The sequence below is a fragment of the Nonomuraea sp. NPDC050310 genome (genome assembly GCF_040655795.1).
GTDB lineage: Bacteria > Actinomycetota > Actinomycetes > Streptosporangiales > Streptosporangiaceae > Nonomuraea.
Window position 1 is genome coordinate 44927 of sequence record NZ_JBFAKP010000013.1, and the last position, 23092, is coordinate 68018.

24 protein-coding genes are annotated in these 23092 nt (G+C 71.3%); 15 read left to right on the top strand and 9 right to left on the bottom strand.

What is annotated here, in order from left to right:
- Window positions 1–56: 56 nt before the first annotated feature.
- Window positions 57–1466, bottom strand: a complete 1410-nt coding sequence (locus tag AB0I67_RS26955) for a GAF domain-containing protein (RefSeq protein WP_357928500.1) — start codon at window positions 1464–1466, stop codon at window positions 57–59.
- A 334-nt stretch (window positions 1467–1800) separates the two neighbouring features.
- Here AB0I67_RS26955 and AB0I67_RS26960 point away from each other — a divergent pair, with 334 nt between their 5' ends.
- The 5 genes from AB0I67_RS26960 to AB0I67_RS26980 all read left to right on the top strand — a co-directional run bounded on the left by AB0I67_RS26960 (window position 1801) and on the right by AB0I67_RS26980 (window position 5679).
- Window positions 1801–2151, top strand: coding sequence for a YbaB/EbfC family nucleoid-associated protein (locus tag AB0I67_RS26960; RefSeq protein WP_357928502.1), 351 nt, complete (start codon window positions 1801–1803; stop codon window positions 2149–2151).
- 3 nt (window positions 2152–2154) lie between these two features.
- Window positions 2155–2754, top strand: a complete 600-nt coding sequence (gene recR / locus AB0I67_RS26965; protein ID WP_357928505.1) for a recombination mediator RecR — start codon at window positions 2155–2157, stop codon at window positions 2752–2754.
- On the top strand, window positions 2747–3277 hold the full coding sequence (locus tag AB0I67_RS26970; protein WP_357928507.1) for a DUF5063 domain-containing protein: 531 nt from the start codon (window positions 2747–2749) through the stop codon (window positions 3275–3277). Before recR ends, AB0I67_RS26970 begins: the two co-directional genes overlap by 8 nt.
- 72 nt (window positions 3278–3349) lie before the next feature.
- The gene (locus AB0I67_RS26975) at window positions 3350–4624 is read left to right on the top strand and encodes an aspartate kinase (protein WP_357928509.1); all 1275 of its coding nucleotides are present in this window, start codon (window positions 3350–3352) and stop codon (window positions 4622–4624) included.
- Window positions 4621–5679, top strand: a complete 1059-nt coding sequence (locus tag AB0I67_RS26980) for an aspartate-semialdehyde dehydrogenase (RefSeq protein WP_357928512.1) — start codon at window positions 4621–4623, stop codon at window positions 5677–5679. The genes AB0I67_RS26975 and AB0I67_RS26980 overlap by 4 nt, the downstream gene beginning before the upstream one ends.
- A 130-nt stretch (window positions 5680–5809) precedes the next feature.
- Here AB0I67_RS26980 and AB0I67_RS26985 read toward each other — a convergent pair whose 3' ends face one another.
- Window positions 5810–6409, bottom strand: coding sequence for a hypothetical protein (locus AB0I67_RS26985; RefSeq protein WP_357928514.1), 600 nt, complete (start codon window positions 6407–6409; stop codon window positions 5810–5812).
- 184 nt (window positions 6410–6593) lie between these two features.
- Here AB0I67_RS26985 and AB0I67_RS26990 point away from each other — a divergent pair, with 184 nt between their 5' ends.
- The 4 genes from AB0I67_RS26990 (at window position 6594) to AB0I67_RS27005 (ending at window position 10163) form a co-directional block, all read left to right on the top strand.
- A complete protein-coding gene (locus AB0I67_RS26990; RefSeq protein ID WP_357928517.1) occupies window positions 6594–7250 on the top strand; it encodes a TetR family transcriptional regulator in 657 nt (218 codons plus the stop codon).
- A gap of 171 nt (window positions 7251–7421) precedes the next feature.
- Entirely contained in the window at window positions 7422–8360 is a 939-nt protein-coding gene (locus AB0I67_RS26995; RefSeq protein WP_357928519.1) for an LLM class F420-dependent oxidoreductase, read from the top strand.
- Between the two features lie 13 nt (window positions 8361–8373).
- Window positions 8374–9780 carry an amidase family protein gene (locus tag AB0I67_RS27000; RefSeq protein ID WP_357928522.1) on the top strand — a complete coding sequence of 469 codons (1407 nt, stop codon included), beginning with the start codon at window positions 8374–8376 and terminating at the stop codon, window positions 9778–9780.
- Between the two features lie 116 nt (window positions 9781–9896).
- Complete coding sequence (locus tag AB0I67_RS27005; protein ID WP_357928525.1) at window positions 9897–10163, top strand: YkvA family protein; 267 nt, start codon at window positions 9897–9899, stop codon at window positions 10161–10163.
- Here the strand turns inward: AB0I67_RS27005 and AB0I67_RS27010 are convergent.
- Together AB0I67_RS27010 and AB0I67_RS27015 are read right to left on the bottom strand one after the other, a co-directional pair.
- The gene (locus AB0I67_RS27010) at window positions 10144–11340 is read right to left on the bottom strand and encodes an amidohydrolase family protein (protein ID WP_357928528.1); all 1197 of its coding nucleotides are present in this window, start codon (window positions 11338–11340) and stop codon (window positions 10144–10146) included. The two genes, AB0I67_RS27005 and AB0I67_RS27010, sit on opposite strands and share 20 nt — an antisense overlap.
- Window positions 11341–11506: 166 nt before the next feature.
- Window positions 11507–12271, bottom strand: a complete 765-nt coding sequence (locus AB0I67_RS27015; RefSeq protein WP_357928531.1) for an SURF1 family protein — start codon at window positions 12269–12271, stop codon at window positions 11507–11509.
- 145 nt (window positions 12272–12416) lie between these two features.
- On the opposite strand from AB0I67_RS27015, the gene AB0I67_RS27020 reads away from it, so the two are divergent.
- Window positions 12417–13070 (top strand): VC0807 family protein, encoded by a 654-nt coding sequence (locus AB0I67_RS27020; protein WP_357928534.1) that lies wholly within the window; start codon window positions 12417–12419, stop codon window positions 13068–13070.
- On the opposite strand, the gene AB0I67_RS27025 is transcribed toward AB0I67_RS27020, so the two are convergent.
- Window positions 13067–13534, bottom strand: a complete 468-nt coding sequence (locus AB0I67_RS27025) for a helix-turn-helix domain-containing protein (RefSeq protein ID WP_357928536.1) — start codon at window positions 13532–13534, stop codon at window positions 13067–13069. The two genes, AB0I67_RS27020 and AB0I67_RS27025, sit on opposite strands and share 4 nt — an antisense overlap.
- Before the next feature lie 58 nt (window positions 13535–13592).
- Between AB0I67_RS27025 and AB0I67_RS27030 the strand changes: the two genes are divergently transcribed.
- From AB0I67_RS27030 to AB0I67_RS27040, 3 genes are read left to right on the top strand one after another with little or no spacing between them, the layout of a single operon-like run.
- Complete coding sequence (locus AB0I67_RS27030) at window positions 13593–14081, top strand: GNAT family N-acetyltransferase (RefSeq protein ID WP_357928539.1); 489 nt, start codon at window positions 13593–13595, stop codon at window positions 14079–14081.
- A 26-nt stretch (window positions 14082–14107) separates the two neighbouring features.
- Window positions 14108–14704: a TetR/AcrR family transcriptional regulator gene (locus tag AB0I67_RS27035; RefSeq protein WP_357928542.1), complete on the top strand. Its 597-nt coding sequence runs from the start codon at window positions 14108–14110 to the stop codon at window positions 14702–14704.
- Window positions 14705–14761: 57 nt separating this feature from the next.
- The gene (locus AB0I67_RS27040) at window positions 14762–15721 is read left to right on the top strand and encodes an NAD(P)-dependent oxidoreductase (protein ID WP_357928545.1); all 960 of its coding nucleotides are present in this window, start codon (window positions 14762–14764) and stop codon (window positions 15719–15721) included.
- Here AB0I67_RS27040 and AB0I67_RS27045 read toward each other — a convergent pair.
- Window positions 15696–15998 (bottom strand): hypothetical protein, encoded by a 303-nt coding sequence (locus tag AB0I67_RS27045; protein WP_357928548.1) that lies wholly within the window; start codon window positions 15996–15998, stop codon window positions 15696–15698. The two genes, AB0I67_RS27040 and AB0I67_RS27045, sit on opposite strands and share 26 nt — an antisense overlap.
- Before the next feature lie 122 nt (window positions 15999–16120).
- Here AB0I67_RS27045 and AB0I67_RS27050 point away from each other — a divergent pair, with 122 nt between their 5' ends.
- Window positions 16121–17485 carry a methyltransferase gene (locus tag AB0I67_RS27050; RefSeq protein WP_357928550.1) on the top strand — a complete coding sequence of 455 codons (1365 nt, stop codon included), beginning with the start codon at window positions 16121–16123 and terminating at the stop codon, window positions 17483–17485.
- 274 nt (window positions 17486–17759) lie between these two features.
- On the opposite strand, the gene AB0I67_RS27055 is transcribed toward AB0I67_RS27050, so the two are convergent.
- Complete coding sequence (locus tag AB0I67_RS27055; protein ID WP_357928553.1) at window positions 17760–20759, bottom strand: BTAD domain-containing putative transcriptional regulator; 3000 nt, start codon at window positions 20757–20759, stop codon at window positions 17760–17762.
- Window positions 20760–21003: 244 nt separating this feature from the next.
- A complete protein-coding gene (locus AB0I67_RS27060; protein WP_357928555.1) occupies window positions 21004–21477 on the bottom strand; it encodes a hypothetical protein in 474 nt (157 codons plus the stop codon).
- Window positions 21478–21585: 108 nt separating this feature from the next.
- Here AB0I67_RS27060 and AB0I67_RS27065 point away from each other — a divergent pair, with 108 nt between their 5' ends.
- A complete protein-coding gene (locus AB0I67_RS27065) occupies window positions 21586–22383 on the top strand; it encodes a class I SAM-dependent methyltransferase (RefSeq protein WP_357928557.1) in 798 nt (265 codons plus the stop codon).
- A gap of 53 nt (window positions 22384–22436) precedes the next feature.
- Here the strand turns inward: AB0I67_RS27065 and AB0I67_RS27070 are convergent, their stop codons facing one another.
- Window positions 22437–23081, bottom strand: coding sequence for a GNAT family protein (locus AB0I67_RS27070; RefSeq protein ID WP_357928560.1), 645 nt, complete (start codon window positions 23079–23081; stop codon window positions 22437–22439).
- Window positions 23082–23092 lie beyond the last annotated feature (11 nt).

The window sequence follows — 23092 nt, forward strand, 5'->3', positions numbered from 1 at the left end:
CGCGGCGGCCCCCAGAGGGTCCCTTACGGCATCTCGCAAGGCCCGATACCCGCCGGTCAGTCCAAGGTGAGGCGGCTGCGGGCGGCCAAGGCGCGGGGGTCGTGGGCGGGGAGGTCCTGGGTGAGTTGTTCGAGCACCTCGAAGTCCTCCCGGCCGTTGAGGGTCTGGGCGTAGGTCCAGAGGTCCTCCGGCGTGCCGTACGCCAGCAGACACCCCCGGAGCTGGATCTCCAGCTCGTCGCGCTCGCGCCGCAGTTCGGGGGACTCGGAGCGCGGCAGGAGCGGCCCGCCGTACAGGGTGACGGCGGCGGTGGTGCGGCGGGTGGCGAGCAGGTCCTTGAGGGCGAGGAAGTCGGCCTCGACCCGGGCGTTGAGCCGGTACGGCTTGGCCTCGACGATGCCGCCGAACTGGGCACGGAGCCGGTGGATCTCGGCGCGGAGGGTGGAGGGGTTGCCTTCGTCGCCGTACAGGTAGTACGAGAGCTGCTCGCCGGTGAGGCCGTGGGGGTGGAGCGCGAGGAGGGCGAGGATCTCGGCGTGCCGGGGCGACAGCAGGAGGGTCCGCTCGCCGTACTGGGCGGTGGGGGCGCCGTCGTTGAGGAAGGTGAGCCGGAGCGGCGGCGGGTCGGCGGCGGCAGGGGGACGGAAGAGAAGGAAGCCGTCGTGGAAGGGTTCGAGGAGCCCGAGCGCGCCGTCGGGCAGGACGGTGTAGCCGCCGGGCCCGGGCACGGCGATGCGGTTGCCGAGCCGGCCGTCGGGGTCGCCGGCGAGGACGCGGCCGGTGGAGCTGATGAGGACGCCGCCCCGGTGCCGGAAGGCTTCGCGCAGGACGCGGTCACGCTCGTACATGCGCAGGGCGAGCTGGCTCTCGGCGAGCCGGGCGACGGTGCCGACGAGGGCCACGGTGGCGGGGTGGAGGCTGCGGGACAGGCCGGAGACGTCGATGCAGCCGAGGACCTGGTCGGTGTCGGGGTCGACGATGGGGGCGCCGCTGCAGGACCAGACGTGCAGGGCCGGCAGCAGGTGCTCCTCGGAGTAGACGTGCACGGGTTTGCGCGCGACGAGGGCGGTGCCGATGCCGTTGGTGCCGACGCTGCCCTCGGCCCACAGGTGGCCGTCGGCGAGGCCGACGCGGTCGGCCATGCGCATGGTGGCGGCGTGGCCGTCGCGCCACAGGATGCCGCCGCCGGCGTCGGTGATGACCATGATGTGCGCGGTCTCGTCGGCCATCCGCCGGAGCGCGCCGGTGATCGTGGGCAGGAGCGGGTCGAGCGGGTGTGATCGGCGGACGTCGCCGACGGTGCCCGAGTCGTAGACCAGCGGGGCGACGGCGGTCTGCATGCTGACGCCCGCCTGGAACGAACGACCCCAGGATTCGGAGATCTCCGGGCGCGGGCCGGGATAGGGGGCGTCGGACTCGTGCGCGTTGCGGAGCCGACGTGAGTACTCGTCGAGGTCGGCAGTCACATGTGTGAGCATCGGACGATTGGTGTGCCGCCGCAACCGATTCCGGAGATTGCGCTTGGTGATTGCTTGAGTGCAACGTGTGCGCAACGTTGGAGTCGCTACCTTCTCTTTGGGCGCGTCGGCATGGTGCGGCCGCTCCGGCCGACGCTTGGCCGGGTTCCGGACGCTGGAGGGGGGCCGGAACCCGGCCATAAATGCCCGCACCACCCGGCCATGAAAAGGCCCGCCGACCGGCCGTCGCGCCGACACCTCAGTGCCGCAGTGCGTGGCGGCGCTCAAACACCGTAGGCTCGTGGGAGTTGCAAATAGTCGGAGCCACGAGGAGCGCACACCGGTGAACCCAGGGGATGTCAACCTGCAGCAGTTGCTGGAGCAGGCGCAGCTCATGCAGCAGCAGCTCGTGAACGCCCAGCAGGAGCTCAACGACGCGCAGATCGAGGGTTCCGCCGGCGGCGGCCTGGTCAAGGCGGTCGTGAACGGCTCCGGCGAGCTGCTCGAACTCAAGATCGACCCCACCGTCATCGACGCCGCCGACCCGCAGGAGACGGCCGAGACGATCTCCGACCTGGTCATCGCGGCCGTCCGCGACGCCGTACGCGCCGCGGCCGACCTGCAGCAGGAGAAGCTCGGCCCGCTCGCGCAGGGGCTAGGCGGCGGCGGCCTCGGCCAGTTGCCGGGGTTCTAGGCCATGTACGAAGGGGTCGTCCAGAATCTGATCGACGAGCTGGGCATGTTGCCGGGCGTCGGTCCCAAGAGCGCGCAGCGGATCGCGTTCCACCTGCTCGCGGCCGATCCCGCCGACGTCAAGCGGCTGGCGCACGCGCTGCTGGAGGTCAAGGAGAAGGTCCGGTTCTGCCGGACCTGCGGGAACGTCGCCTCCGAGGAGGAGTGCCGCATCTGCCGCGATCCGCGGCGCGACACGCACGTCATCTGCGTCGTCGAGGAGTCGAAGGACGTCGTCGCGATCGAGAAGACGCGCGAGTTCCGCGGCACGTACCACGTGCTGGGCGGCGCGATCAGCCCGATCGACGGCGTCGGCCCCGACGACCTGCGGATCAGGGAGCTCATGACGCGTCTGGCCGACGGCCGGGTGACCGAGTTGATCCTGGCCACCGACCCCAACCTGGAGGGAGAGGCGACCGCGACCTACCTCGCGCGCCTCATCAAACCTATGGGCATCAAAGTGACACGGTTGGCCAGCGGGCTGCCGGTCGGGGGTGACCTCGAATACGCTGACGAGGTCACGCTCGGCCGAGCTTTCGAAGGACGGAGGCTGCTGGATGTCTGACCACTGGAGCACGCTCGCGGAGGAGACCGCAGGTCACGCGCAGGACTTCATCGACGGTCTGACCCGGGTCGCCTGCGGTGAGGGCGGCGACGCGATCTGGTCGCTGCTGCTCGTCGAGGTCGCCCAGGTCAGCCTGGCCGGCGCCAAGCTGGGCGCCAGCAAGGACGTCATCCTGGCGGGCAACCTCGAACCGGCGATCGGTGAGGACCCCGACCTCGACGGCGTCCGTACGGCTCTCGCCGAACGGCTGGGCGCGGTCGACGACTACGCGGAGGTCTTCGACCCGTACAAGGACACGGGCGTCACCCCTTACCGCCTGTCCGACGACCTGACCGCGGTCGCCGCCGACCTCGTCCACGGGCTGCGGCACTTCCGCGCCGGCCGCCCGCTGGAGGCGTTGTGGTGGTGGCAGTACTCCTACTTCAACACCTGGGGCAACCACGCGGGCGCCGCCATGCGGGCGTTGCAGGCTCTGGCCGCGCACACCCGTCTTGACGTGGCCGAAGAGGCGTTGTCCACATAGTGGTCCGGCTCAGCGGGCGTCCGGGAGGTCGCCGGTAGACTGGCCGTTCACAGTCCAAACCGGGAGACTCTCGTGGCGCTCGTTGTGCAAAAGTACGGTGGTTCGTCCGTCGCCGACGCGTCCTGCATCAAGCGGGTCGCGCAGCGGATCGTCGCGACGAAAAAAGCCGGCAACGACGTCGTCGTGATCGTCTCAGCGATGGGTGACACGACGGACGAACTGCTCGACCTGGCCGAGCAGGTGTCGCCGCTGCCCCCGGGGCGCGAGCTCGACATGCTGCTGACCGCCGGCGAGCGCATCTCGATGGCCCTGCTGGCCATGGCGATCGCCAACCTGGGTTCGGAGGCGCGGTCCTTCACCGGCTCCCAGGCGGGGGTCATCACGACCTCCTCGCACGGCAACGCGCGCATCATCGACGTGACGCCGAGCCGGATCCAGGACGCCCTCACCGAGGGCCAGATCGCCATCGTCGCCGGCTTCCAGGGCGTCTCGCAGGACACCAAGGACATCACCACCCTGGGCCGCGGCGGCTCCGACACGACCGCCGTCGCCCTGGCCGCGGCGCTCGACGCGGACGTCTGCGAGATCTACACCGACGTCGACGGCATCTTCACCGCCGACCCCCGCATCGTGCCCGCGGCGCGTCAGATCCCGCGCATCTCCTACGAGGAGACGCTGGAGATGGCCGCCTGCGGCGCGAAGATCCTGCACCTGCGCTGCGTGGAGTACGCTCGCAGGTTCAACCTGCCGATCCACGTGCGCAGCTCTTTCAGCACCAAGGAAGGCACGTGGGTCGTGGCCGACCCTTACACCGAAGGAACCGAGATGGAGCAGCCCATCATCTCCGGCGTCGCGCACGACCGGAGCGAGGCCAAGATCACCGTTGTCGGGGTTCCCGACAAGGTCGGAGAGGCTGCCGCCATCTTCAAAACGCTGGCCGACGCCGAAGTCAACATCGACATGATCGTGCAGAACGTCTCGGCCGCCGCCACGGGACGCACCGACATCTCCTTCACGCTGCCCACGACGGACAGCTCGACGGCGCTCACCGCGCTGAAGAAGATCCAGGAGCGGATCGGCTTCGAGTCGCTGCAGTACGACGACCAGATCGGCAAGATCTCGCTGATCGGCGCGGGGATGCGTTCGCACCCCGGTGTCACGGCGACCTTCTTCGCCGCCCTCGCCAACGCGGGGGTCAACATCGAGATGATCTCCACCTCGGAGATCCGCATCTCGGTGATCGTGGGTCAGGGTGACGTGGACACGGCGGTCGCCGCCGCCCACAAGGCCTTCGACCTCGACTCGGACCAGGTTGAAGCAGTGGTGTACGGAGGTAGCGGACGATGAGCAGGCCCACTCTCGCCCTGGTGGGGGCGACCGGTGCCGTGGGCACCGTGATGCGTGACTTGGTGACCAACCGCGAGGACATCTGGGGCGAGATCCGTCTCGTCGCCTCGGCCCGCAGCGCCGGCAAGCTTCTGCCGGTCCGCGGCGAGGACCTGGTCGTCCAGGCGCTGACCCCCGAGGTCTTCGACGGCGTCGACATCGCCATCTTCGACGTGCCCGACGAGGTGTCGAAGGAATGGGTGCCGATCGCCGCCGCGCGTGGCGCGATCGTGGTCGACAAGTCCGGCACCTTCCGGATGGACCCCGACGTGCCGCTGGTGGTGCCCGAGGTCAACCCGCAGGACGTGCGCAACCGGCCGCGCAACATCATCTCGACGCCCAACTGCACCACCCTGTCGATGATGGCCGGGATCGGCGCGCTGCACGCCGAGTTCGGGCTCACCGAGCTCGTCGTGGCCTCCTACCAGGCCGTCTCGGGCGCCGGTGTGGCCGGTCCGGAGCGGCTCTACGACGAGATCGAGGCGCTCGCCGGTGACCGTACGGTCGGTTCGACCGCCGGTGACGTGCGCAAGGCGCTCGGCAACAAGCTCACCGAGGAGTCGCCGTTCCCCGCGCCGATCGCGTTCAACGTGATCCCGTGGGCCGGGTCCTACAAGGACGGCGGCTGGGCCTCCGAGGAGCTCAAGCTCCGCAACGAGTCCCGCAAGATCCTCGGCATCCCCGACCTCAAGGTCTCCGCGACCTGTGTCCGGGTGCCGGTCGTCACCACCCACTCGCTGGCGGTCCACGCCCGTTTCGAGCGGGAGATCACCGTGGCCGACGCGCACCGCATCCTGGAGGCCGCGCCGACCGTCGTGCTCGTGGACGACCCGGCCAACGGCGTGTGGCCGACGCCGATCGACGTGGTGGGCACCGACCCGACCTACATCGGGCGGATCCGCCAGGCGATCGACTTCCCGAACACGCTCGACCTGTTCGTGTGCGGTGACAACCTGCGTAAGGGTGCCGCGCTGAACGCCGCCGAGATCGCTGAGCTGATCGCGGCCGAGCTCTGACCGTCCCCGCCGAGCCCGGCACCTCTGAGAAGGGGTGCCGGGCTCGGCCTTTTCCGGGTGTACGGCAGGCGGTGGCCGAGCCGGGCCTGTGCTTGCCGTACGGCAGGCGGTGTCGACGAGCCGGGAACGGTCAGCGGAACAGGATGTCCCAGTGATCGCTCTCGTCGGCGAAGACCGTGCCGCCTGGTGAGCGATACAGCCGGGACCCGTCGCTCCGCACCCCGACCCGTGGATAGTTGCCGGTGATGAACCGGTCGATGCACCCGTTGTGCGCGATGTCGAGCTTGTACCCCCGCGCGTGGCTGAAGTGGCCGGGCGCGTGCCCCGCCTCGGTGCCGCCGGTCACCATGATCGGGCACCCGCTGGCCCGCTTGAGCGCGATGGCGTCGTGGATGGTGTCGGACCGGACCGCCTGCAGCGAGGTGCACCAGCGGACCCGCCGGTCCACGCACCGCCCGCTGGACTTCCAGCGGAACCCGGCCGAGCTCAGGGCGCGGATGGCGTGGCCGTGCGAGACGCGCACGGTCCGTGGCGCCGGGCGTGGTCGCCGGGCGAGCTCAGCGGCCGCGGCCTTGGTGGCCACCTTTCCCGCGTACCAGCGCGCGGCCTGGACGACGCCCGAGAAGTCGTAGGTACGGATGGTCGGCGGCGGCGCATGCCGTCCCGAGTCGTGCCGGGGTGTCACCGGTGCGGCCGAGGCCGCCGAAGCCAGTGCGTTGACAGAGACCACTGCGCCCAGAAGGGTTACTCCAAGGAGCCGTATCCACATGTCTATCGCTTTCTCTGCGGACATAGCCCTTCCGCCAGAAACATCAATCCCACTGCGCACAGTGGTTCATTCCTGTACCGTGGCGATCTTTGCCAGGTGACCGTGATCACCGTGCCAATTCATGACTTTCGGTAGGCTGGGCGGTGTGTCCCAACCCCGAGGGAACGCCCGCGAGGTGATCGTCGAAACGGCGCTGCGCCTGTTCCGGGAGCGCGGGTACGAGGCGACCACGATGCGGGCGATCGCCGCCGAGGCGGGGGTCTCCGTGGGGAACGCCTACTACTACTTCGCTTCCAAGGAAGCGCTGATCCAGGCGTACTACGACCGCGCGCAGGCGGCGCACGAGGAGGCCTGCCGGGAGCTGCTCGCGACCGAGACGGCTTTCGCGGCCCGGTTGAGCGGCGTGCTCAAGGCGTGGGTCGAGGTGTCGGAGCCGTATCACGGGTTCGCGGTGAAGTTCTTCAAGCACGCGGCCGAGCCGGACAATCCGTTGAGCCCGTTCAGCGCGCAGTCCTCGCCGGTGCGGGAGGCGGCGATCTCGATCTACCGGCGGGTGGTCGAGGGGGCGAAAGGCCGGATGGATCCGGAGTTGCGGCGGGAGTTGCCCGAGCTGCTGTGGTTGATGTCGATGGGGATCATCCTGTTCTGGGTGCATGACAATTCGCCGGGCTGCGAGAAGACGTATCGGCTGATCGAGGTTTCGGTGGCGATGGTGGATCGGCTGGTGGGGTTGTCTCATCTGCCGGGGTTGCGGGGAATCACCAAGGACTTCCTGGCGGCGATCCAGGAGCTCAGGGCCTGAGCCGTCCCAGAAACGCCCGTGCGGCCCTGGCGCCGGCTGGGAGCGTCTCCGGGGTCGCCGGTGCTCCGCCGGGCCGTTCTGGGGGCGCTGAAGCTCTGGCGCACCCCTACATACCGGTTGGTATGGTGCAGGCACCGGACCGCTCTCTGGAGGTTGGCCATGGCATGGGGCATGACGATCCCGTTCTTCGACCGCTCGCTGGCCCAGTCGAAACAGCTCGTCACGGAGCTGGCCGCGCTCGGCTACACCGACGCCTGGTCGGCCGAGGTCAACGGGGTGGACGGCTTCACGCCGCTGGCGCTGGCCGCCGAATGGGCGCCGGAGCTGCGGCTGGGCAGCGCGATCGTCCCGGTCTCGACCCGGGGGCCGGGCCTGCTGGCCATGTCCGCGGCGACCCTCGCCGACCTGGCGCCCGGGCGGTTCGTGCTGGGCATCGGCGCCTCCTCCCCGGCGATCGTCGAGCAGTGGAACGCCGGCGAGTTCGTCAAGCCGTACGCCCGCACCCGCGACACGCTGCGCTTCCTCAAGCGCGCCCTGGCCGGGGAGAAGGTGAGCGAGACCTACGAGACCTTCGCGGTGAAGGGCTTCAAGCTGGAGCGCGCGCCGAAGATCGCCCCCAAGATCGTGCTCGCCGCGCTCCGGCCACGCATGCTGCACCTGGCCGCCGCCGAGGCCGACGGCGCGATCACCAACTGGCTCGCGCCCGAGGACGTCGGCAAGGTGCGGGCAGAGATCGGCCCGGAGACCGAGCTGATCGCCCGCCTGTTCGTGTGCGTGAGCGAGGACGTCGACAAGGTGCGCGAGATGGCCCGCTGGATGCTGGCCACCTACCTCAACGTGCCGGTCTACGCCGCCTTCCACGACTGGCTGGGCCGCGGCGAGCTGCTCCGGCCGATGCACGAGGCGTGGGCGGCCGGCGACCGGCAGGGCGCGCTCAAGGCGCTGCCCGACGAGGTGGTCGACGCCCTGGTCGTGCACGGCGACGCGGAGACCTGCCGGGCCCGCGTCCAGCAGTACGTGGACGCGGGGCTCGACACGCCCGTGCTCGCGCTCATCCCGGGCGGTGAGGTGTCGATCCAGGACGCCGTCCGGGCCCTCGCCCCCCGCTAGAGAGGATCCCGCCATGCTCGAACAGGATGCCTTAGCCCAGGCCCGTGCCGTCCACAAGGGCGAGGTCTCGCCCCGCGAGCTGGTCGAGGCGGCCATCGCGCGGATCGAGGCGCTCGACCCCGAGCTCAACGCGGTCGTGCACCGCCGCTTCGACAAGGCGCTCGGCGAGCTCGACGCCATCCCGGAGAGCGCGCCCTTCCGCGGGGTGCCGATCCTGCTCAAGGACCTCGGCTGGGCCCAGGCGGGCGAGCCGTACAACGCGGGGTCGAGGACCCTGGACGGCGTCCGGGTGCTCCAGAGCGGGTACGGCGTGGCCAGGCTGCGCGAGGCCGGCTTCGTCGTCCTGGGCCGGACGAACACCCCCGAGTGGGGCACGACGATCACCACCGAGCCCGTCGCCTTCGGCCCGACCCGCAACCCCTACGACCCGGCCTACAGCGCGGGCGGATCCAGCGGAGGCTCGGCGGCGGCCGTCGCCGCGGGCATGGTGGCCATCGCGACCGCCAGCGACGGCGGCGGGTCGATTCGCATCCCGGCCAGCCTGTGCGGCCTGGTCGGCCTCAAGCCGTCGCGCGGCCGGGTCAGCTCGGGGCCCGGGATGGGCGAGGGCTGGAACGGCTTCTCCTGCTCGGGCTTCGTGACGCGCACGGTCAGGGACACCGCGGCGGCCCTCGACCTGGTCGCGGGCTACGAGCCGGGCGACCCGTACGTGGCGCCCGCGCTGCCCCGGCCGCTGGCCGAGGAGGTGGGAATCGAGCCGGGCCGGCTGCGGATCGGCTTCGTGACCGCCCACCCGCGCAAGGACGTCCCGGCGTCCCCCGAGCTGGTCGCGGCGGTGACCGGGGCGGCGCACCTGCTGGAGAGCCTGGGCCACGACGTGGTGGAGGCCCATCCGGCGCCGCTGGCCGATCCGGCCTTCCCGCTGTACTTCGGCGCGATCGTGGCCAACAACGTCGCCGCCGAGGTGGAGAACGTCGGCCAGTGGCGCGGCCGGCCGGTGGACCTGGCCGAGCTGGAGCCGCGCAACCGCGCGATGGCCGAAGGGGCGGCCCGGCACACCGCGGCCGAGCAGATCCGGGCGACGCAGTGGACGGACGCCTTCCGCCGCCGCATGGCCGCCTGGTGGGGCCGGTTCGACCTGCTGCTCGCGCCGTCGCTCGGCGTCGAGCCGTTCGAGCTCGGCTGGATCCCGGAAGACGACCTGAGCACCGCGCTGGGCCGGACCGCGCACGCGGTCTCCTTCACCGCGCCGTTCAACGCCACAGGGCAGCCGTCGATCTCGCTGCCGATGCATCGCACCCCGGCGGGGCTTCCGGTCGGCGTGCAACTGGTGGCGGCGATGGGCCGCGAAGATCTGCTCGTCCGGGTCGCGTCGCAGGTCGAGGCGGCCCGGCCGTTCGAGCATCCGGCGGCGCGTTAGGGAACCCGCCCGCCGGGGCACTGCGTTGAGTCGTGAGGGAGGTGCTCACGATGACAAAAGCTGTCAGGGCGTGGCGCACGTACAGGGATATCTCACGTCCGGGGACCCCGGGGCTGATGGCCAGGCTCCGGGCGATCCCGCGGATGCTCGGCGCCGCCGGCCGGGGCCACTACCCGGCCCTGGGCAAGGGCAAGCTGACCATGATGGCGTTAGGCCTGGTCTACCTGATCTCGCCGGTCGACGCCATCCCGGAATTCCTGCTCGGGATCGGCGTCGTCGACGATTTCGGGGTCTTCCTGTGGCTCATGGCCTCGCTGCTCGGGCAGAGCGGCGACTACGTCGAGCACGAACGCCGCCGGCTGATCAGATCGACTCCCGCCTGAGCCAGGCCCGGGAGGGCAGGGGGTGGCCGAACAGGCGCGCGGCGTTGCCGTAGGCCACCCTGGCCAGGTCTACCGGCGGGAGCTGACCGAGGTTGCGCGTCACCGCCTGCTGGGTGTCGGGCCAGGTCGAGTCGGAGTGCGGGTAGCCGCTCTCCTGCAGCACGTGGTCGAGCCCGACGGCCAGGCGGACGCCGGACAACGCGTGGTCGTCGAGCGTGCCGAAGAAGAAGTTGCGCCTGAGCACCTCGCTCGGCTTGAGCCCGCCGTCCCACGAGGCCTCGCCGGCGACCGGGTGGTCGAGCGCGTAGTCGGCCCGCTCGGCCAGCATCGGCACCCAGCCCACGCCGCCCTCGACGATGAGGATGCGCAGCGCAGGGAAGCGCAGCGGCACGCCCGACCACAGCCAGTCCGCGCAGGCGAACATCGCGCTGGCCGGCATCATCGTGGTGATCGCCTCGATGGGGGTGTCCGGGGAGGGCACCGGCGACCACGAGGACGAGCCGGTGTGCAGGCAGACGACGGTGCCGGTCTCCTCGCAGGCGGCGAAGAACGGATCCCAGTGGCCGGTGTGGATCGACGGCAGCCGCAGCCGGGTGGGGAACTCGGGGAAGACGACCGCCTTGAAGCCGCGCGCCGCGTTCTCCTTGATCTGCTGCGCGGCCACCTCCGGGTCGGGCAGCCACGGCAGTTGCAGGCCGATCATGCGCTCGGGGTAGGTGCCCGCCCACACCTCGATGTGCCAGTCGTTCCAGGCCTTGACCAGCGCCAGGCCGAGGTCCTGGTCGCGGGTGCGGGCGAAGGGCATGCCGGACTGGCCGGCCAGCATGCCGGGGAAGCACAGCGCCGCCCAGATGCCGGCCAGGTCCATGTCCTCGATGCGGGACTCGATGTCGTAGCAGCCCGGCCGCATGTTCTCGAAGCGGACCGGCTCCAGCGTCCACTGCTCGCGCGGCAGGCCGGCGCCGACGTCGAGGCCGACGCAGGGGTAGGTGGCTCCGCCGTACCGCCAGACCTGGTGGCCGGCGTCGGTTTCCACGACCTTCGGCGCCGCCTCGGCGTACTTGGCGGGCAGTCGGTGCTCGAACAGGTCGGGGGGCTCGATGAGGTGATCGTCGGCGGAGATGATCACATAGTCGCGCCGCCTCTGCTCGGGGTGGGGGAGGAGCGCCGTAGTCACGCAGGTAACCGTACGACGTGCGTGAGGCGTCGAACAAGCGGACCCGGGATCGCCGGAGGGGGAAAGGGGCCGGCGATCCCGGTCGCTCCGTGCCCGTGCCAGGCTCGGGCACGAGGGCCCGCCATTTTGAGGAGGGTACTGCTGCTTTGCGGACCCGGCCTCGCCCCTACCCGACCGAGGCGCTTTCAGTCCGCGCGGCTTGACGCCGATCGGCGACCTCGCGTCTGATCAGCAACAACCAGCCGCCGATCGCGACGCCGATGAACAACCACCACTGCACGCCGTAGGCGAAGTTGAGCCCGCCGCCCGCGCCCACGTCGGGCGCCGGCACCGGCTCGGGCGAGGTGCCCGCCGCCGGCCGCTGCTCGATCAGCTCCACGTACCCGCCGCTCAGCTTGTACGGCAGGCGTCCGGCGATGGACTCGGTGTCGATGAGCAGGATCTGCCCGGCCGGAGCCCCGGCGCGCTCCTTGATCCCGGTCGACTCCTCGGTCTCGCTCAGCCGCAACCGCCCGGTCACCGTCACCTGGCCGGTGGCCGGCGGCGGCACCTCGGGCGCGCTCAGCGCGGTCGCGCCCACCTTGACCCAGCCGCGGTTGACCAGGACCGCCTGCCCCGGCGCGGTGACCAGCGGGGTGAGCACGTAGTAGCCCGGCCGCCCGTTCTGCGAGCGCAGCCGTACCAGCAACTGGTTGGCCGGGTCGTAGGCGCCGCTCGCGGTGACCGCGCGGTAGCGGTTGGCCTCGGTGGCCGGCACCTGGCCGATCGGGGCGGGCGCGGCGGCGAGGTTGGCGGTGATCAGGTCGCTGCTGGAGGACCGCTCCTCGAACCGCCCGAACTGCCAGTTGCCCAGGAAGACGAAGGCCGGGATGACGAGCAGCACCACGACGTGGAGCGTCAGCCATCGAGGGGTCAGCAGGAAGCGGTACACGTCATCCAGGGTAGGCACCGTGGGCACCGGTCGGGCCACCGGACTCCGAGGCCGTCACTTGCGAAAGCGGGACGAAGTCGGCGTCGATCGCGTACGGTCGTGAGCTGTCCCGGAACGCTCCATCCCTCAGGAGCTGCGCTCTCGTATGTCTGTGCTCGAAGCGGCGCCGATCGCGGCGCCGTTCACCATGCCTCCGCTGCCGGCTCTCGTCCGGCACGCGATCCCGCGGGTCGTCGAGTCGATGATCATGCCGCCGGTGGTGACCTATGCCGGAATCTTCCTGTTCGACCTGTCGGCCGGGCTGATCGCCGGGCTGCTGTGGGTGTTCGGATGCGCCCTGTGGCGGCTGAGCCGCCGGGCGGTCCTGCCGGGGCTGGTGATCCTCGCGATGGCGGCGATCACCGCGCGCACCGCCTTCGCGCTGGTGACCGGGAACAGCGTGTTCTACTTCCTGCCGCCGATCGCGGGGGTGTTCTGCGTCGCGCTGGTCTTCCTCTTCTCCGCCCCGACCCGGCGGCCGCTGGCCAGGCGGGTGGCCTGCGATCTGGTGCCCATGCCGGCACGGGTTCAGGAGCATCCGGCGATGCGGCGCTTCTTCCGGCGGCAGTCGCTGATGTGGGGGTGCGTGCAACTCGGCAACGCGTCGCTGAGCGCCTGGGTGCTCTTCCACGAGAGCGTGCAGGGTTTCCTGCTGCTGCGCACCTCGGCGGTGGCGGTGTTGCTGAGCCTGGCCGCGCTGGCGGCGCTGCTCGACTTCCGCCGGACGTTGTCGGCCCTGCGAGTGGAGGCTGAGCTCTAGGCGCTCTGGAGCTTGGCGCCGGTCCCGGGCTCGGGGGTGACCTCGCGGGGTCCGGGGACCTCGTGTCCTTCGGCGCAGCGGAAGACCTGCTCGATGGGGGCGCCGCAGTCGCGGTGGGTGAGGACGACCGGGGGGCCCTCGGGGTCGGCCAGGTAGCGGTCGCCCCAGTGCATCAGGGCCACCAGGAGGGGATAGAGGTCGCGGCCCTTGTCGGTGAGCCGGTACTCGTCGCGCTGGCGCTGCCCCGGCTCGCGGTAGGGCACCTTCCGCATCAGGCCCTCGTCCACCAGCCGGGCCAGCCGGGCGCTGAGCACCTGCCGGGGGGCGCCGGTCATGGCCTGCATGTCGGCGAAGCGCCGCACGCCGCTGAAGGCTTCGCGCAGCACGAGGAAGGTCCACTTCTCGCCGACGATGCCGAGGGTGCGCTCGATCGAGCAGTTGTCCACCCGGAAGGCCACGTTCATCCGCCCATCATATCTGAGTTCAATTGACAGACCCAGACGAGCGGAGGATGCTGAGTCTATGCTCGGAACCCAGATCCGCCCGGTCACCCCGGAGGACGAGGAGGCGCTCACCCGCTTCCTGAGCGGGTTGTCCCTGCACACCCAGACATTGCGCTTCTTCAGCGGGCTGGGCCGCCCGTCGCCGGGCCTGGTGCGCGGCCTGCTGGCCGTGGACGAGACGCGGGACGCCCTGGTCGCCGTCCTGGAGGGGGAGATCGTCGGCCACGCGATGTCCTACCGGGGCGGCCCGGTCGGCGCCGACGTCGAGATCGGGGTGGTGGTGGCCGACCAGTGGCAGGGCGTCGGCATCGGGCCCAGGCTCATCGACGCGATCCTGTCGCGGGCCTGGTTCAGGGGCGCCGAGACGGTCGGCATGGACGTCCTGGGCGAGAACCGCCGGGTCCTGCGCATGATCCGCAGGGCGTGGCCCGAAGCACGATATTCCGTCTCTTCCGGTGCCGTGGAGGTGATCGCTATGATCGAACCGGCAGGGCTATTTGCAGAATAAGGTTCTAGTGGTACACCATTGACCTTGTGAAGACTGCTAAGAACGGACGCGACGGCCGCACCCGCATCATCGAGGGTGCCCTGCGCCGCTTCAGCCAGGACGGCGTCTCCGCCACCACCCTCGCCAGCCTGCGCGAGGAGAGCGGCGTCAGCGTCGGCAGCTTCTACCACCACTTCGCCAGCAAAGAGCATGTCTACGGCGTGCTCTACGCCGAGATCCTCGCCTCCTACCAGGCGGCCTTCCTCGCGGAGCTGACCAGCCACGACGGCGCGAAGGCCGGCATCGAGGCGATCCCGGCCTTCCACATGCGCTGGGCCGGGGAGTATCCCGAGCAGGCCCGCATCCTGGTCAGCGAGCGCCCGCCGCGCAAGAACGAGCCGGGCGGCGCCGAGGTGGCAGAGGCCCGGCGCACCTTCTTCCGCCAGGTCTCCGACTGGTGGAAGCCGCACATGAAGAACGGCGAGCTCCAGCCGGTCCACCCCACCATGTGCTACGTGCTCTGGCTCGGGCCCACCCAGGAGATGTGCCGGCTGTGGTTCGCCGGGGCGCACGCGCCGACCGAGGAGGAGATCAAGGCGCTGGGCGAGGCGGCGTGGCAGAGCCTGCGGCAGCGCGAGGCCTGAACGCCTGCCAACGGGGAGCGATGATCCGCACACCCTCTGTGCTGTATTGTCGGCTTTGTGGGACGACCTCGGGCGCTGGTTCTGACCGCCCTGCCGCAGAGCGCTCTGGCACGTCTCGGCGAGTTCGCGGACGTGGTCCGCGCGCCTGACCGGCCCAACCTCGGCTTCACCGACGAGCAGCTCGCCGACCTGCTGATCGAGACCGGCGCCACCATCCTGATCACCGACGGGGACGAGGTCCGCCGCTCGGTCCTGAGCCTGCCGCTCGACGTGGTGGCCAGCCTGGGCGCCCCGGTCACCATCGATCTCGCCCTCGCCGCCGAACTCGGGGTGAAGGTCCTGCGGGTCGACGACCGCGACTCCGACGCCGTCGCCGAGCTCACGCTGGCGCTGCTGTTCGCGCTCAGCCGGCACATCGTCCCAGCCGACCGCGAGGTACGGCGGGGCCGCGTCTACCGCACCAAGGTGCCACCGGCCGAGCGCTACCGCGGTTCGCGCCTGGCCGGCCGGACCTTCGGCATCGTCGGCCTGGGCCGCGTCGGCCGGGCGGTGCGCTGGCGCTGCGAGGGGCTGGGCATGCGGGTGATCGCCTGCGACCCCTACGTCCCTGAGGCCACGCACACCCTGCCCGAACTGCTGGCCGAGGCCGACGTGGTCTCATTGCACGTGCCGGTCACCGCCGAGACGCGCGGCTTCATCGGCGACACCGAACTCGGCCTGATGAAGCGCGGCGCGATCTACCTCAACACCTCGCGCGGCTCGCTGCACGACCTGTCGGCCCTGGTGGACGCGTTGCGCTGGGGACATCTGGGCGGCGCGGGCATCGACCACTTCGAGGGCGAGTGGCTCGACCCCCGCCACCCGCTGACCCGGCTGTCCAACGTGGTGCTGACGCCGCGCCTGGGCGAGGCGACCGACGAGAGCCAGGAGGAGCGGGCCGAGCGGGTCGTCGAGGAGATCGAGAGCCTGGTGCGGGGCGAGACGCCGGTGGTCATGCCGAGTGCCGGGCTCGTGTAGGCACCCGCCAGTTGCCCGCATCGAGAGAGATGTCCAGTCGCAGCTCGCCCCTGGTGCGCCGCAGCCCCGGCACCCGCACCCGGTCGCGCACGGCGAAGCGGCCATGGCGGGGATAGCCGAATCCGAGCTCTCCCGGAAGCACGCGCAGGTCGTCGTGGTTGCCGCAGCGCGGGCAGGTCCAGGAGACCAGGTCGCGGCCGCGGTGGTAGTCGGAGCAGGCCCGGAAGTACTCGTCGGGCCCGAACCGCGCCTCGCAGGCCAGGCAGGGGATCAGCATCGATCCTCCTCGTGGGATGGTCGGATTGACCGCACCAGAGATATCGCGGGGGACTTGGTCCCCGCTTGTGGAACGCTTGGGTAAGTTGTAACAGTCTGGTTACTGTCCGTCGAAGGAAGTCGATGAAACACCTGCGGAACCTGCTCCTCGAAACCGGCTACACCGTCGACGGGGTGCGCGAGCGGCTCGGCGACGTCGCGGCGACCGCGCTGGCGCGGGAGGAACTGGTCCCGGCCCTGCGGGCCACCCGCGAGCTGGATCCGCTGGCCGTACTGATCCGGCTGTTCTGGCTCGGCGTGCCCGTCGAGGGCCCGATCCCCGCCCCGCTGGTCGAGGCCGGGCTCGTGGCCGACGGCCGGGCGCGCTACCACCTGCAGCCCTGGGGCGAGGACGGCTACCTGGTCTCCGACCGCAAGGTCCGCCCCGGTGACCCGGCGCTGCGCCCCGACCACGTCGTGGGCGCCGGCGGCGCCTCGGCCAACCTGGCCCAGCTCGTCACCAGGCGACCGGTCGAGCGCGCCCTCGACCTCGGCACCGGCTGCGGCGTCCAGGTGCTGGAGCTCGGCGATCGGGCCGCGCAGGTCGTGGCCACCGACCTCAACCCGCGGGCGATCGAGCTGGCCCGGATGAGCTGGGAGCTGTCCGGCATCTCCGGCGTCGACGCCCGGGTGGGCTCGATGTTCGAGCCCGTCCAGGACGAGCTGTTCGACCTCGTGGTCGCCAACCCGCCCTTCGTGCTCTCCCCCGGCAAGCGCTTCACCTACCGCGAGAGCGGCGGCGACGGCTTCTGCCGCGAGCTCGTACGGCAGGCGCCCGACCACCTCAACCCCGGCGGCCAGGCCCACTTCCTGGCCAACTGGCTGCACGTCGAGGGCGAGGACTGGCAGGAGCGGGTCGGGAACTGGATCACCTGCGACGGCTGGGTGGTCGAGCGCGACGTCCAGGACCCGGCCGAGTACGTCGAGCTATGGCTGAAGGACGCCGCCGAGCAGGGCACCCCCGCCTACACCCAGCGCTACGACGAGTGGCTCGGCTGGTTCGAGGAGCAGAAGGTCGAGGGGATCGGCTTCGGCTGGATCACCCTGCGCCGCTCCGACAGCATCGACCCGGTGGTGCGGGTCGAGCGGCTGACCCAGCAGGTGGAGCTCCCGGTGGGCGGCTACGTGGACGAGATCCTCGACGCCATCGGCCTGGCCCACCGGCTGACCGAGCTCGACCAGGCCCGGCTGCGCACCGCCGAGGGCCTCCTGGACGAGCGCATCGGGCTGCCGGGCGCGGAGGACCCGTCCAGGATCGTCCTGCGCCAGACGCGCGGCCTGCGCCGCAGCACCGACGTCGGCACCGTCGAGGCGGCCCTGGCCGGGGTCTGCGACGGCCAGCTCGCCCTGGGCCCGCTGCTCAACGTCATCGCCGAACTGGTCGGCGGCGACCGGGTCGACGCCGACCGGCTGCGCCCGCTCATCGCCGAAGGCTACTTCCGGCTGTGATCCCAGGTCAGGACCCCCTTTGATCCGGCGTTGATCGGGCGTTGAGCCTCCGGGAGCACCCTGAGGAGGCAGGCGCGTCCCGGGGGGTTCGGGGCCGTGCCTGGCCCGGCCGGTCGTCTTGTGAGGCGGCTAGCCGCCGCGTGGAGCATCCGGACAACCGGGCCCCCTGGCGAAGCGCGGCGGCCGGATGACCGGCCGGGCTGAAACCTTCTGGGACAAGGAAAGCCCGTTGTTCAACCACGTGTGGATGACCAGGCTCGACGACGAGCTGTACTCAGGCCTCGACGACGGAATCGACGGCCGCGGCCCCGCCGACGGCCGGGGCGGCGGCGAGGAGGGCCTTGAGGTCGGCGGCCTCGGGAGCGCCGAGGCGGGAGAAGATGTCGTAGGCCTGCCGTAGGCAGTCGGTGCTGCGCGAGAGGCTGCCCATGCCGTGCAGCGCCTTGCCGAGCACCGCGAGCGACAGCGCCTCGCCGTAGGGGTGACCGATCTCCCTGCTCACCACGAGAGCCTGTTCGGCGTGCCGGACCGCCTCCGGGTAGCGGCCGGCGGCGATGAAGGTCTCCGCCAGCCGGGAGCAGACCCGCTGCTCCCAGACGCGTTGCTTGCCGGCGCGGAAGAAGGCCAGGCACTCGGCGTGGTGGTGGACCGCCTCGGTGAGGCGGCCGACGCGGGACAGGACGATGCCCAGGTGGTAGCGCGCCCGTGCCATGCCGGCGCCGCTGCCGATCTCGGTGAAGATGGCCAGGCCCTTCTCGGCCGCCGCGATGGCGTCCTCCGGGCGGCCCAGGCCCAGGTGGTCGCGGGCGGAGTAGCTCAGCACGAGCGCCTCGCCGCCGGGCACGCCGGCCTCGCGGTAGCAGGTCATCGCGCGGTCGAACCACTCCAGGGCCTCGGTGTGCCGGCGCTGGCGGCCCACGACGACGGCCAGGGCGTTGAGCACCTCGCCGGTGACGACCTTCTCGCCGCGCTCGGCCGAGAGCCGCTCGACGATCCTGAACTGCTCCTCGGCCTCGGTCAGCCGGTTGGCGGCGAAGAGCACGCGGCCCAGGACATAGCGGGCGCGCAACTCGGCCGCGGGGTCGCCGAGCTTCAGGGCGGTGGCCAGGACGGCGCGGGTGGCGAGGTCGAACTCGCGGGTGTGCGTGCCGGACTCCAGCAGCGGCTCCATCGCCACCAGCAGGTCGCCGGCCGGAAGGAGCTGCTCCGCCGTACGGGAGGCTTCTGAAGCCTGGTTGATCGCGGCGAACAGGGCGTCGCCCTCGGCGATCAGCCACGCGACCGCCTCGTCCACCGAGCTGAAGCTGCGCCCGCTGCCGATCACGACCAGGTGGTCGGCGATCAGGCTGCCCTCGTAGGCCAGGCGGTGCGCGGACTGGGCAGAGGCCAGGTAGAAGCCGAGCAGGCGGCGCAGCGCCAGCGTGCGGGCCTGGACGCGCTCGGCCTGTTCGAGCTGGCGGCGGGCGAACAGCCGCAGCAGGTCGTGGAAGCGGTAGCGGCCCGGCGTCGGCGCCTCCAGGAGGCTGACGTCGACCATCGACTCCAGCAGGTTCTCGGCCTCGAAGGTGCTCATCGACAGCACCGCGGCGGCCGCGCCGGTGGAGATGTCGGGGCTGTTGGGCAGCGACAGCAGCCGGAACGCGCGCGCCTGGGCGGGCGAGAGCTGGCCGTAGCCGAGGGCGAAGGTGGCCTCGACGGCCAGGTTGCCCACCCGCATCTCGTCCAGGCGGTGCCGCTCGTCGGCCAGCCGCGAGACGATCGAGCTGACCGTCCAGCTCGGCCGCGCGGCCAGGCGCGCGGCGACGATGCGTACGGCCAGCGGCAGGAACCCGCACGCGGCGACCACGTCCATGGCCGCGGCCCGCTCGGCGGCCACCCGCTCCGGCCCGGCCACCGCGGCGAACAGCGACAGGGCCTCGTCCGGTTCGAGGACGTCGAGGTCGATCAGCCGGGCGGAGGGCAGGTCGGCCAGCTTGGCGCGGCTGGTGATCAGCGTCGCGCACCCCTGGGAGCCGGGCAGCAGCGGCGTGACCTGCGCGGCGTCGCGGGCGTTGTCCAGCAGCACGAGGATGCGCCGGTCGGACAACAGCGAGCGGTACAGCGCCGAGCGCTCGGCCAGGCCCTCGGGGATGACGTCCGGCGGGATGCCGAGCGCGCGCAGGAAGGCGCCGAGCGCGGACTCGGGCGCGGTCGCCTCGTCGGTGTAGCCCCGCAGGTCGGCGTAGAGCTGGCCGTCGGGGAAGAGGTCGTCGCAGGCGTGCGCGACGTGCACGGCCAGGGCGGTCTTGCCGACGCCGCCGATGCCGCAGATGGCCGCGACCGGCACGCCCTCCACGGCGCTCTGCGCCGCCAGCAGGCTGCGCAACCGGCCGACCAGCTCGCGGCGGCCGGTGAAGTCGTTGACCGCGGCGGGCAACTGCGCCGGGCGGGGCAGGTCGAGCCAGCGCTCCTCCTCCGCCTCCTCCGGCGCGGGCGCCGGGCCGGTCTCGGCCGGCGGAGTGGCGGCCAGGCCGGGGTCGGCGTTGAGGATGCGCTGGTGCAGGGCCGACAGCTCGGGGCCGGGCTCGATGCCCAGCTCCTCGATCAGCGCCTCGCGGGTCTCGGTGAAGACGTTGAGCGCGTCGCCCTGCCGGCCGCAGCGGTAGTAGGCCAGCATGAGCTGGGCGCGCAGCCGCTCGCGCAGCGGGTGGTCGGCGGTGAGCGCGATCAGCTCCGAGACCACCGCGGCGTGTTGGCCGAGCTCCAGGTCGAGGTCCATGAGCGTCTCGACGACGGTCAGCCGCCGCTCGACCAGCCGGTCGCGCTGGTGGTCGGCGTACGGGCCGACCGCGCCGGCCAGGGGCTCGCCCTCGAAGAGCGCGACCGCCGAGCGCAGGGACTCGGCGGCGTCCTTGAGCGCGCCGGCCTTGCGGGCGGCCTCGCCCTCGTGCACCAGGCGCTCGAAACGGGTCAGGTCGAGCGCGCCGTCCTCCAGGCGCAGCGCGTAGCCGCGGCCGACCGAGGTGAGCAGCTCGGGACGGGAGCGGGCCGGCCGGTCGGGCTCCAGGACCGTGCGCAGCCGGGAGACGTAGGTCCGCAGCGCGCCGAGCGCCCGAGGAGGCGCGTCGTCGCCCCACACGGCGTCGATCACCTCGGTCGGGGTGACCGCCCGGCCCTCGCGCAGCAGCAGGACACCGAGGATCGACCGCTGCAACGGAGTGCCCAGGTCGAGCTCGATGCCCTCACGCCAGGCCCGGACGGGACCGAGCACGGCGAACCGCAGTCCTCCAGCCATGCCCCTGTCTCCCAGTCAAAGGAATATTTTGTGACCAAATGATAGAACGACTCATGCCTAACACATAGGCATGCCTTGATTCGTTCATCGAAGTGTTGATCGAGCGTTGATCAGGCATTGAGCCCGAAAGCCCATGCTCTCTATCAAAGAGGCATGGTCCCACGGGGGCGGCCATGCCTTCCAGATACCGGCGGGGCCGGGCGGTGGGTGTTTCCCGCCCGGCCCACGACGGGCCGACGTGCGGTTACCAGCGGCCGCTGACCACGTTGGAGTTCTTGGACAGGCGGGGGTAGCCGGGGCCGTCGAAGACGACCTTCACGTAGATCTCGTCCCCTTCGGTGTCGAGGTTGGAACTGCGGTCCTCGTCGAGGGCGGAGCACGGCAGGGTGGGCTGGGCCGTGACGACCAGGCCGCTGCCGTACCGGCTGGCGGTGAGGGCGGCGTTCGGGGCCTTCAGGAGGCGGTTGTCGTAGACCAGGTCGTCGGCCCACACCTCGATCCGGGCGACCGCGCCGTTGTCGATCTGATACTGCGCCTGCGCCTGTGCCATGCCCACCGAGGTGAGCACGGTGAGCCGGCACTGGCCGCCGCCGGCCTGCTGGATGGTCAGCCGGGGCGAGGCCATGACGCCGGGCTTCGGATCGGCCTGGGCCGGAGCGGCACCGAGACCGAGGATCGCGGCGACCGCGCCGAGCAGGGCGAGAGAACGAACGGACATGAGCTGCCTCCTGAATGGTGCTTCGTGGAAAGTAAGAAATGGTGACTATTTATCGGCGTTCCACCGGGTTCCGCCCCGGTTCCACGACGGGGCACGTAGGGTCGGCTCATGGCCGAGGACGTCTGGACGCGCGGGGACGCCTACGAGCGGTACATGGGCCGGTGGGGCCGGCTGGTGGCCGCGGAGTTCGTGCCCTGGCTGCGGGTGCCGGCGGGTGGGCGGTGGCTGGACGCCGGGTGCGGGACGGGGGCGCTGGCCGCGACGGTGCTGGGGGTGGCCGAGCCGGCCGAGGTGGCGGGGATCGACGCCTCTGTGGGGTTCGTGGCGCATGCGCGGGGCCAGGTGAGTGATCCGCGGGCGCGGTTCGAGGTGGGGGACGCCCAGGCGTTGCCGTACCCGGACGACCGGTTCGACGCGGCGGTCTCCGGGCTGGTGGTGAACTTCCTGCCCGAACCCGAGCGGGCGCTGCGGGAGTTCGTGCGGGTGGTGGCGCCCGGCGGGGTGGTGGCGGCGTATGTGTGGGACTACGCCGAGGGGATGGGGATGATCCGGTCGTTCTGGACGGCCGCTCTGGCGCTCGATCCGGACAGAGGGTCGGAGGCCGCGCTCTTCCCGCTGTGCCGGCCGGGGCCGCTGGAGGAGCTTTGGACGGGGGCCGGGCTGCGCGAGGTGGCGGTCGAGGCGATCGAGGTGGCGACCGTCTTCCGCGACTTCGCCGACTTCTGGACGCCGTTCCTCGCCGGGGTGGGTCCGGCGCCGGCGTACGTGGTGTCACTGGGCGAGGAGCACCGGGCCGACCTGCGCGAGCGGCTGCGGGCGAGCCTGCCGGTGGCGGAGGACGGGTCGATCGCGCTCAAGGCTCGCGCGTGGGCCGTGCGCGGGCTGGTCGGGCCGGAAAAGAGTTGACGCCCGGCTGGGGGTTCCAGCCGGGCGTCCGCGAAACGAGTCGGAAGATCGGTCTAGGCCGCCTCGACGAGTCCGAGGCGCTGGGACAGGCGATCACGGATCGCCGGCCATTCCTCACGCAGGATCGAATAGAAGGCGGTATCTCGGACCGTGTCGTCGGCCCCCCTGCTCTCCGCCCGGCGGACCCCGTCGAAGTGCGCGCCGAGCGCTTCGATGGCGGCTCGCGACCGGACGTTGCGCACGTCGGCCTTGAGCGTGATGCGGTGGACGTTCCAGGTGTCGAAGGCGAGCGAGAGCATCAGGAACTTGCTCTCCCGGTTGACACCCGTGCCCTGGGCCGAAGCGGCCAGCCAGGTGTAACCGATGTCGGCCACGGACGGAACGTCTCCCACGAGGCTCCGAACCCCGGGAGGCCAGGGCATGGGGCCCTGCCAGTACTCGAGGTTCATCAGACGGGTGGCACCGACGATACGGTCGGTGTTCAGCCACCGGACGGCGAAGGGCATCGCGAGACCCTCCGCCTGCTCAGCCATGGCGGCCTCCACGTAGGAGGCCATCTCGTCCCACCCATGAGGGACGCGAGTGAAGGCATACGTGCTGCGGTCTTCACTCGCCGCGGCTACGAGGTCATCGACCACCGCGAGGCTGAGAGGCTCCAGGCGCACAAGGCGCCCGGACAAGGTGACAAGAGCGGGCATGAGCACATGAT

Coding starts and splice junctions, on each gene's coding strand:
- AB0I67_RS27020 (WP_357928534.1), top strand. CDS start 12,417: ATGTCTGTGCTCGAAGCGGCGCCGATCGCGGCGCCGTTCACCATGCCT.
- AB0I67_RS27045 (WP_357928548.1), bottom strand. CDS start 15,998: ATGCTGATCCCCTGCCTGGCCTGCGAGGCGCGGTTCGGGCCCGACGAG.
- AB0I67_RS27065 (WP_357928557.1), top strand. CDS start 21,586: ATGGCCGAGGACGTCTGGACGCGCGGGGACGCCTACGAGCGGTACATG.
- AB0I67_RS27000 (WP_357928522.1), top strand. CDS start 8,374: ATGCTCGAACAGGATGCCTTAGCCCAGGCCCGTGCCGTCCACAAGGGC.
- AB0I67_RS27030 (WP_357928539.1), top strand. CDS start 13,593: ATGCTCGGAACCCAGATCCGCCCGGTCACCCCGGAGGACGAGGAGGCG.
- AB0I67_RS27025 (WP_357928536.1), bottom strand. CDS start 13,534: ATGAACGTGGCCTTCCGGGTGGACAACTGCTCGATCGAGCGCACCCTC.
- AB0I67_RS26970 (WP_357928507.1), top strand. CDS start 2,747: ATGTCTGACCACTGGAGCACGCTCGCGGAGGAGACCGCAGGTCACGCG.
- AB0I67_RS26980 (WP_357928512.1), top strand. CDS start 4,621: ATGAGCAGGCCCACTCTCGCCCTGGTGGGGGCGACCGGTGCCGTGGGC.
- AB0I67_RS27060 (WP_357928555.1), bottom strand. CDS start 21,477: ATGTCCGTTCGTTCTCTCGCCCTGCTCGGCGCGGTCGCCGCGATCCTC.
- AB0I67_RS26995 (WP_357928519.1), top strand. CDS start 7,422: ATGACGATCCCGTTCTTCGACCGCTCGCTGGCCCAGTCGAAACAGCTC.
- AB0I67_RS27050 (WP_357928550.1), top strand. CDS start 16,121: ATGAAACACCTGCGGAACCTGCTCCTCGAAACCGGCTACACCGTCGAC.
- recR (WP_357928505.1), top strand. CDS start 2,155: ATGTACGAAGGGGTCGTCCAGAATCTGATCGACGAGCTGGGCATGTTG.
- AB0I67_RS27005 (WP_357928525.1), top strand. CDS start 9,897: ATGGCCAGGCTCCGGGCGATCCCGCGGATGCTCGGCGCCGCCGGCCGG.
- AB0I67_RS27070 (WP_357928560.1), bottom strand. CDS start 23,081: ATGCCCGCTCTTGTCACCTTGTCCGGGCGCCTTGTGCGCCTGGAGCCT.
- AB0I67_RS27055 (WP_357928553.1), bottom strand. CDS start 20,759: ATGGCTGGAGGACTGCGGTTCGCCGTGCTCGGTCCCGTCCGGGCCTGG.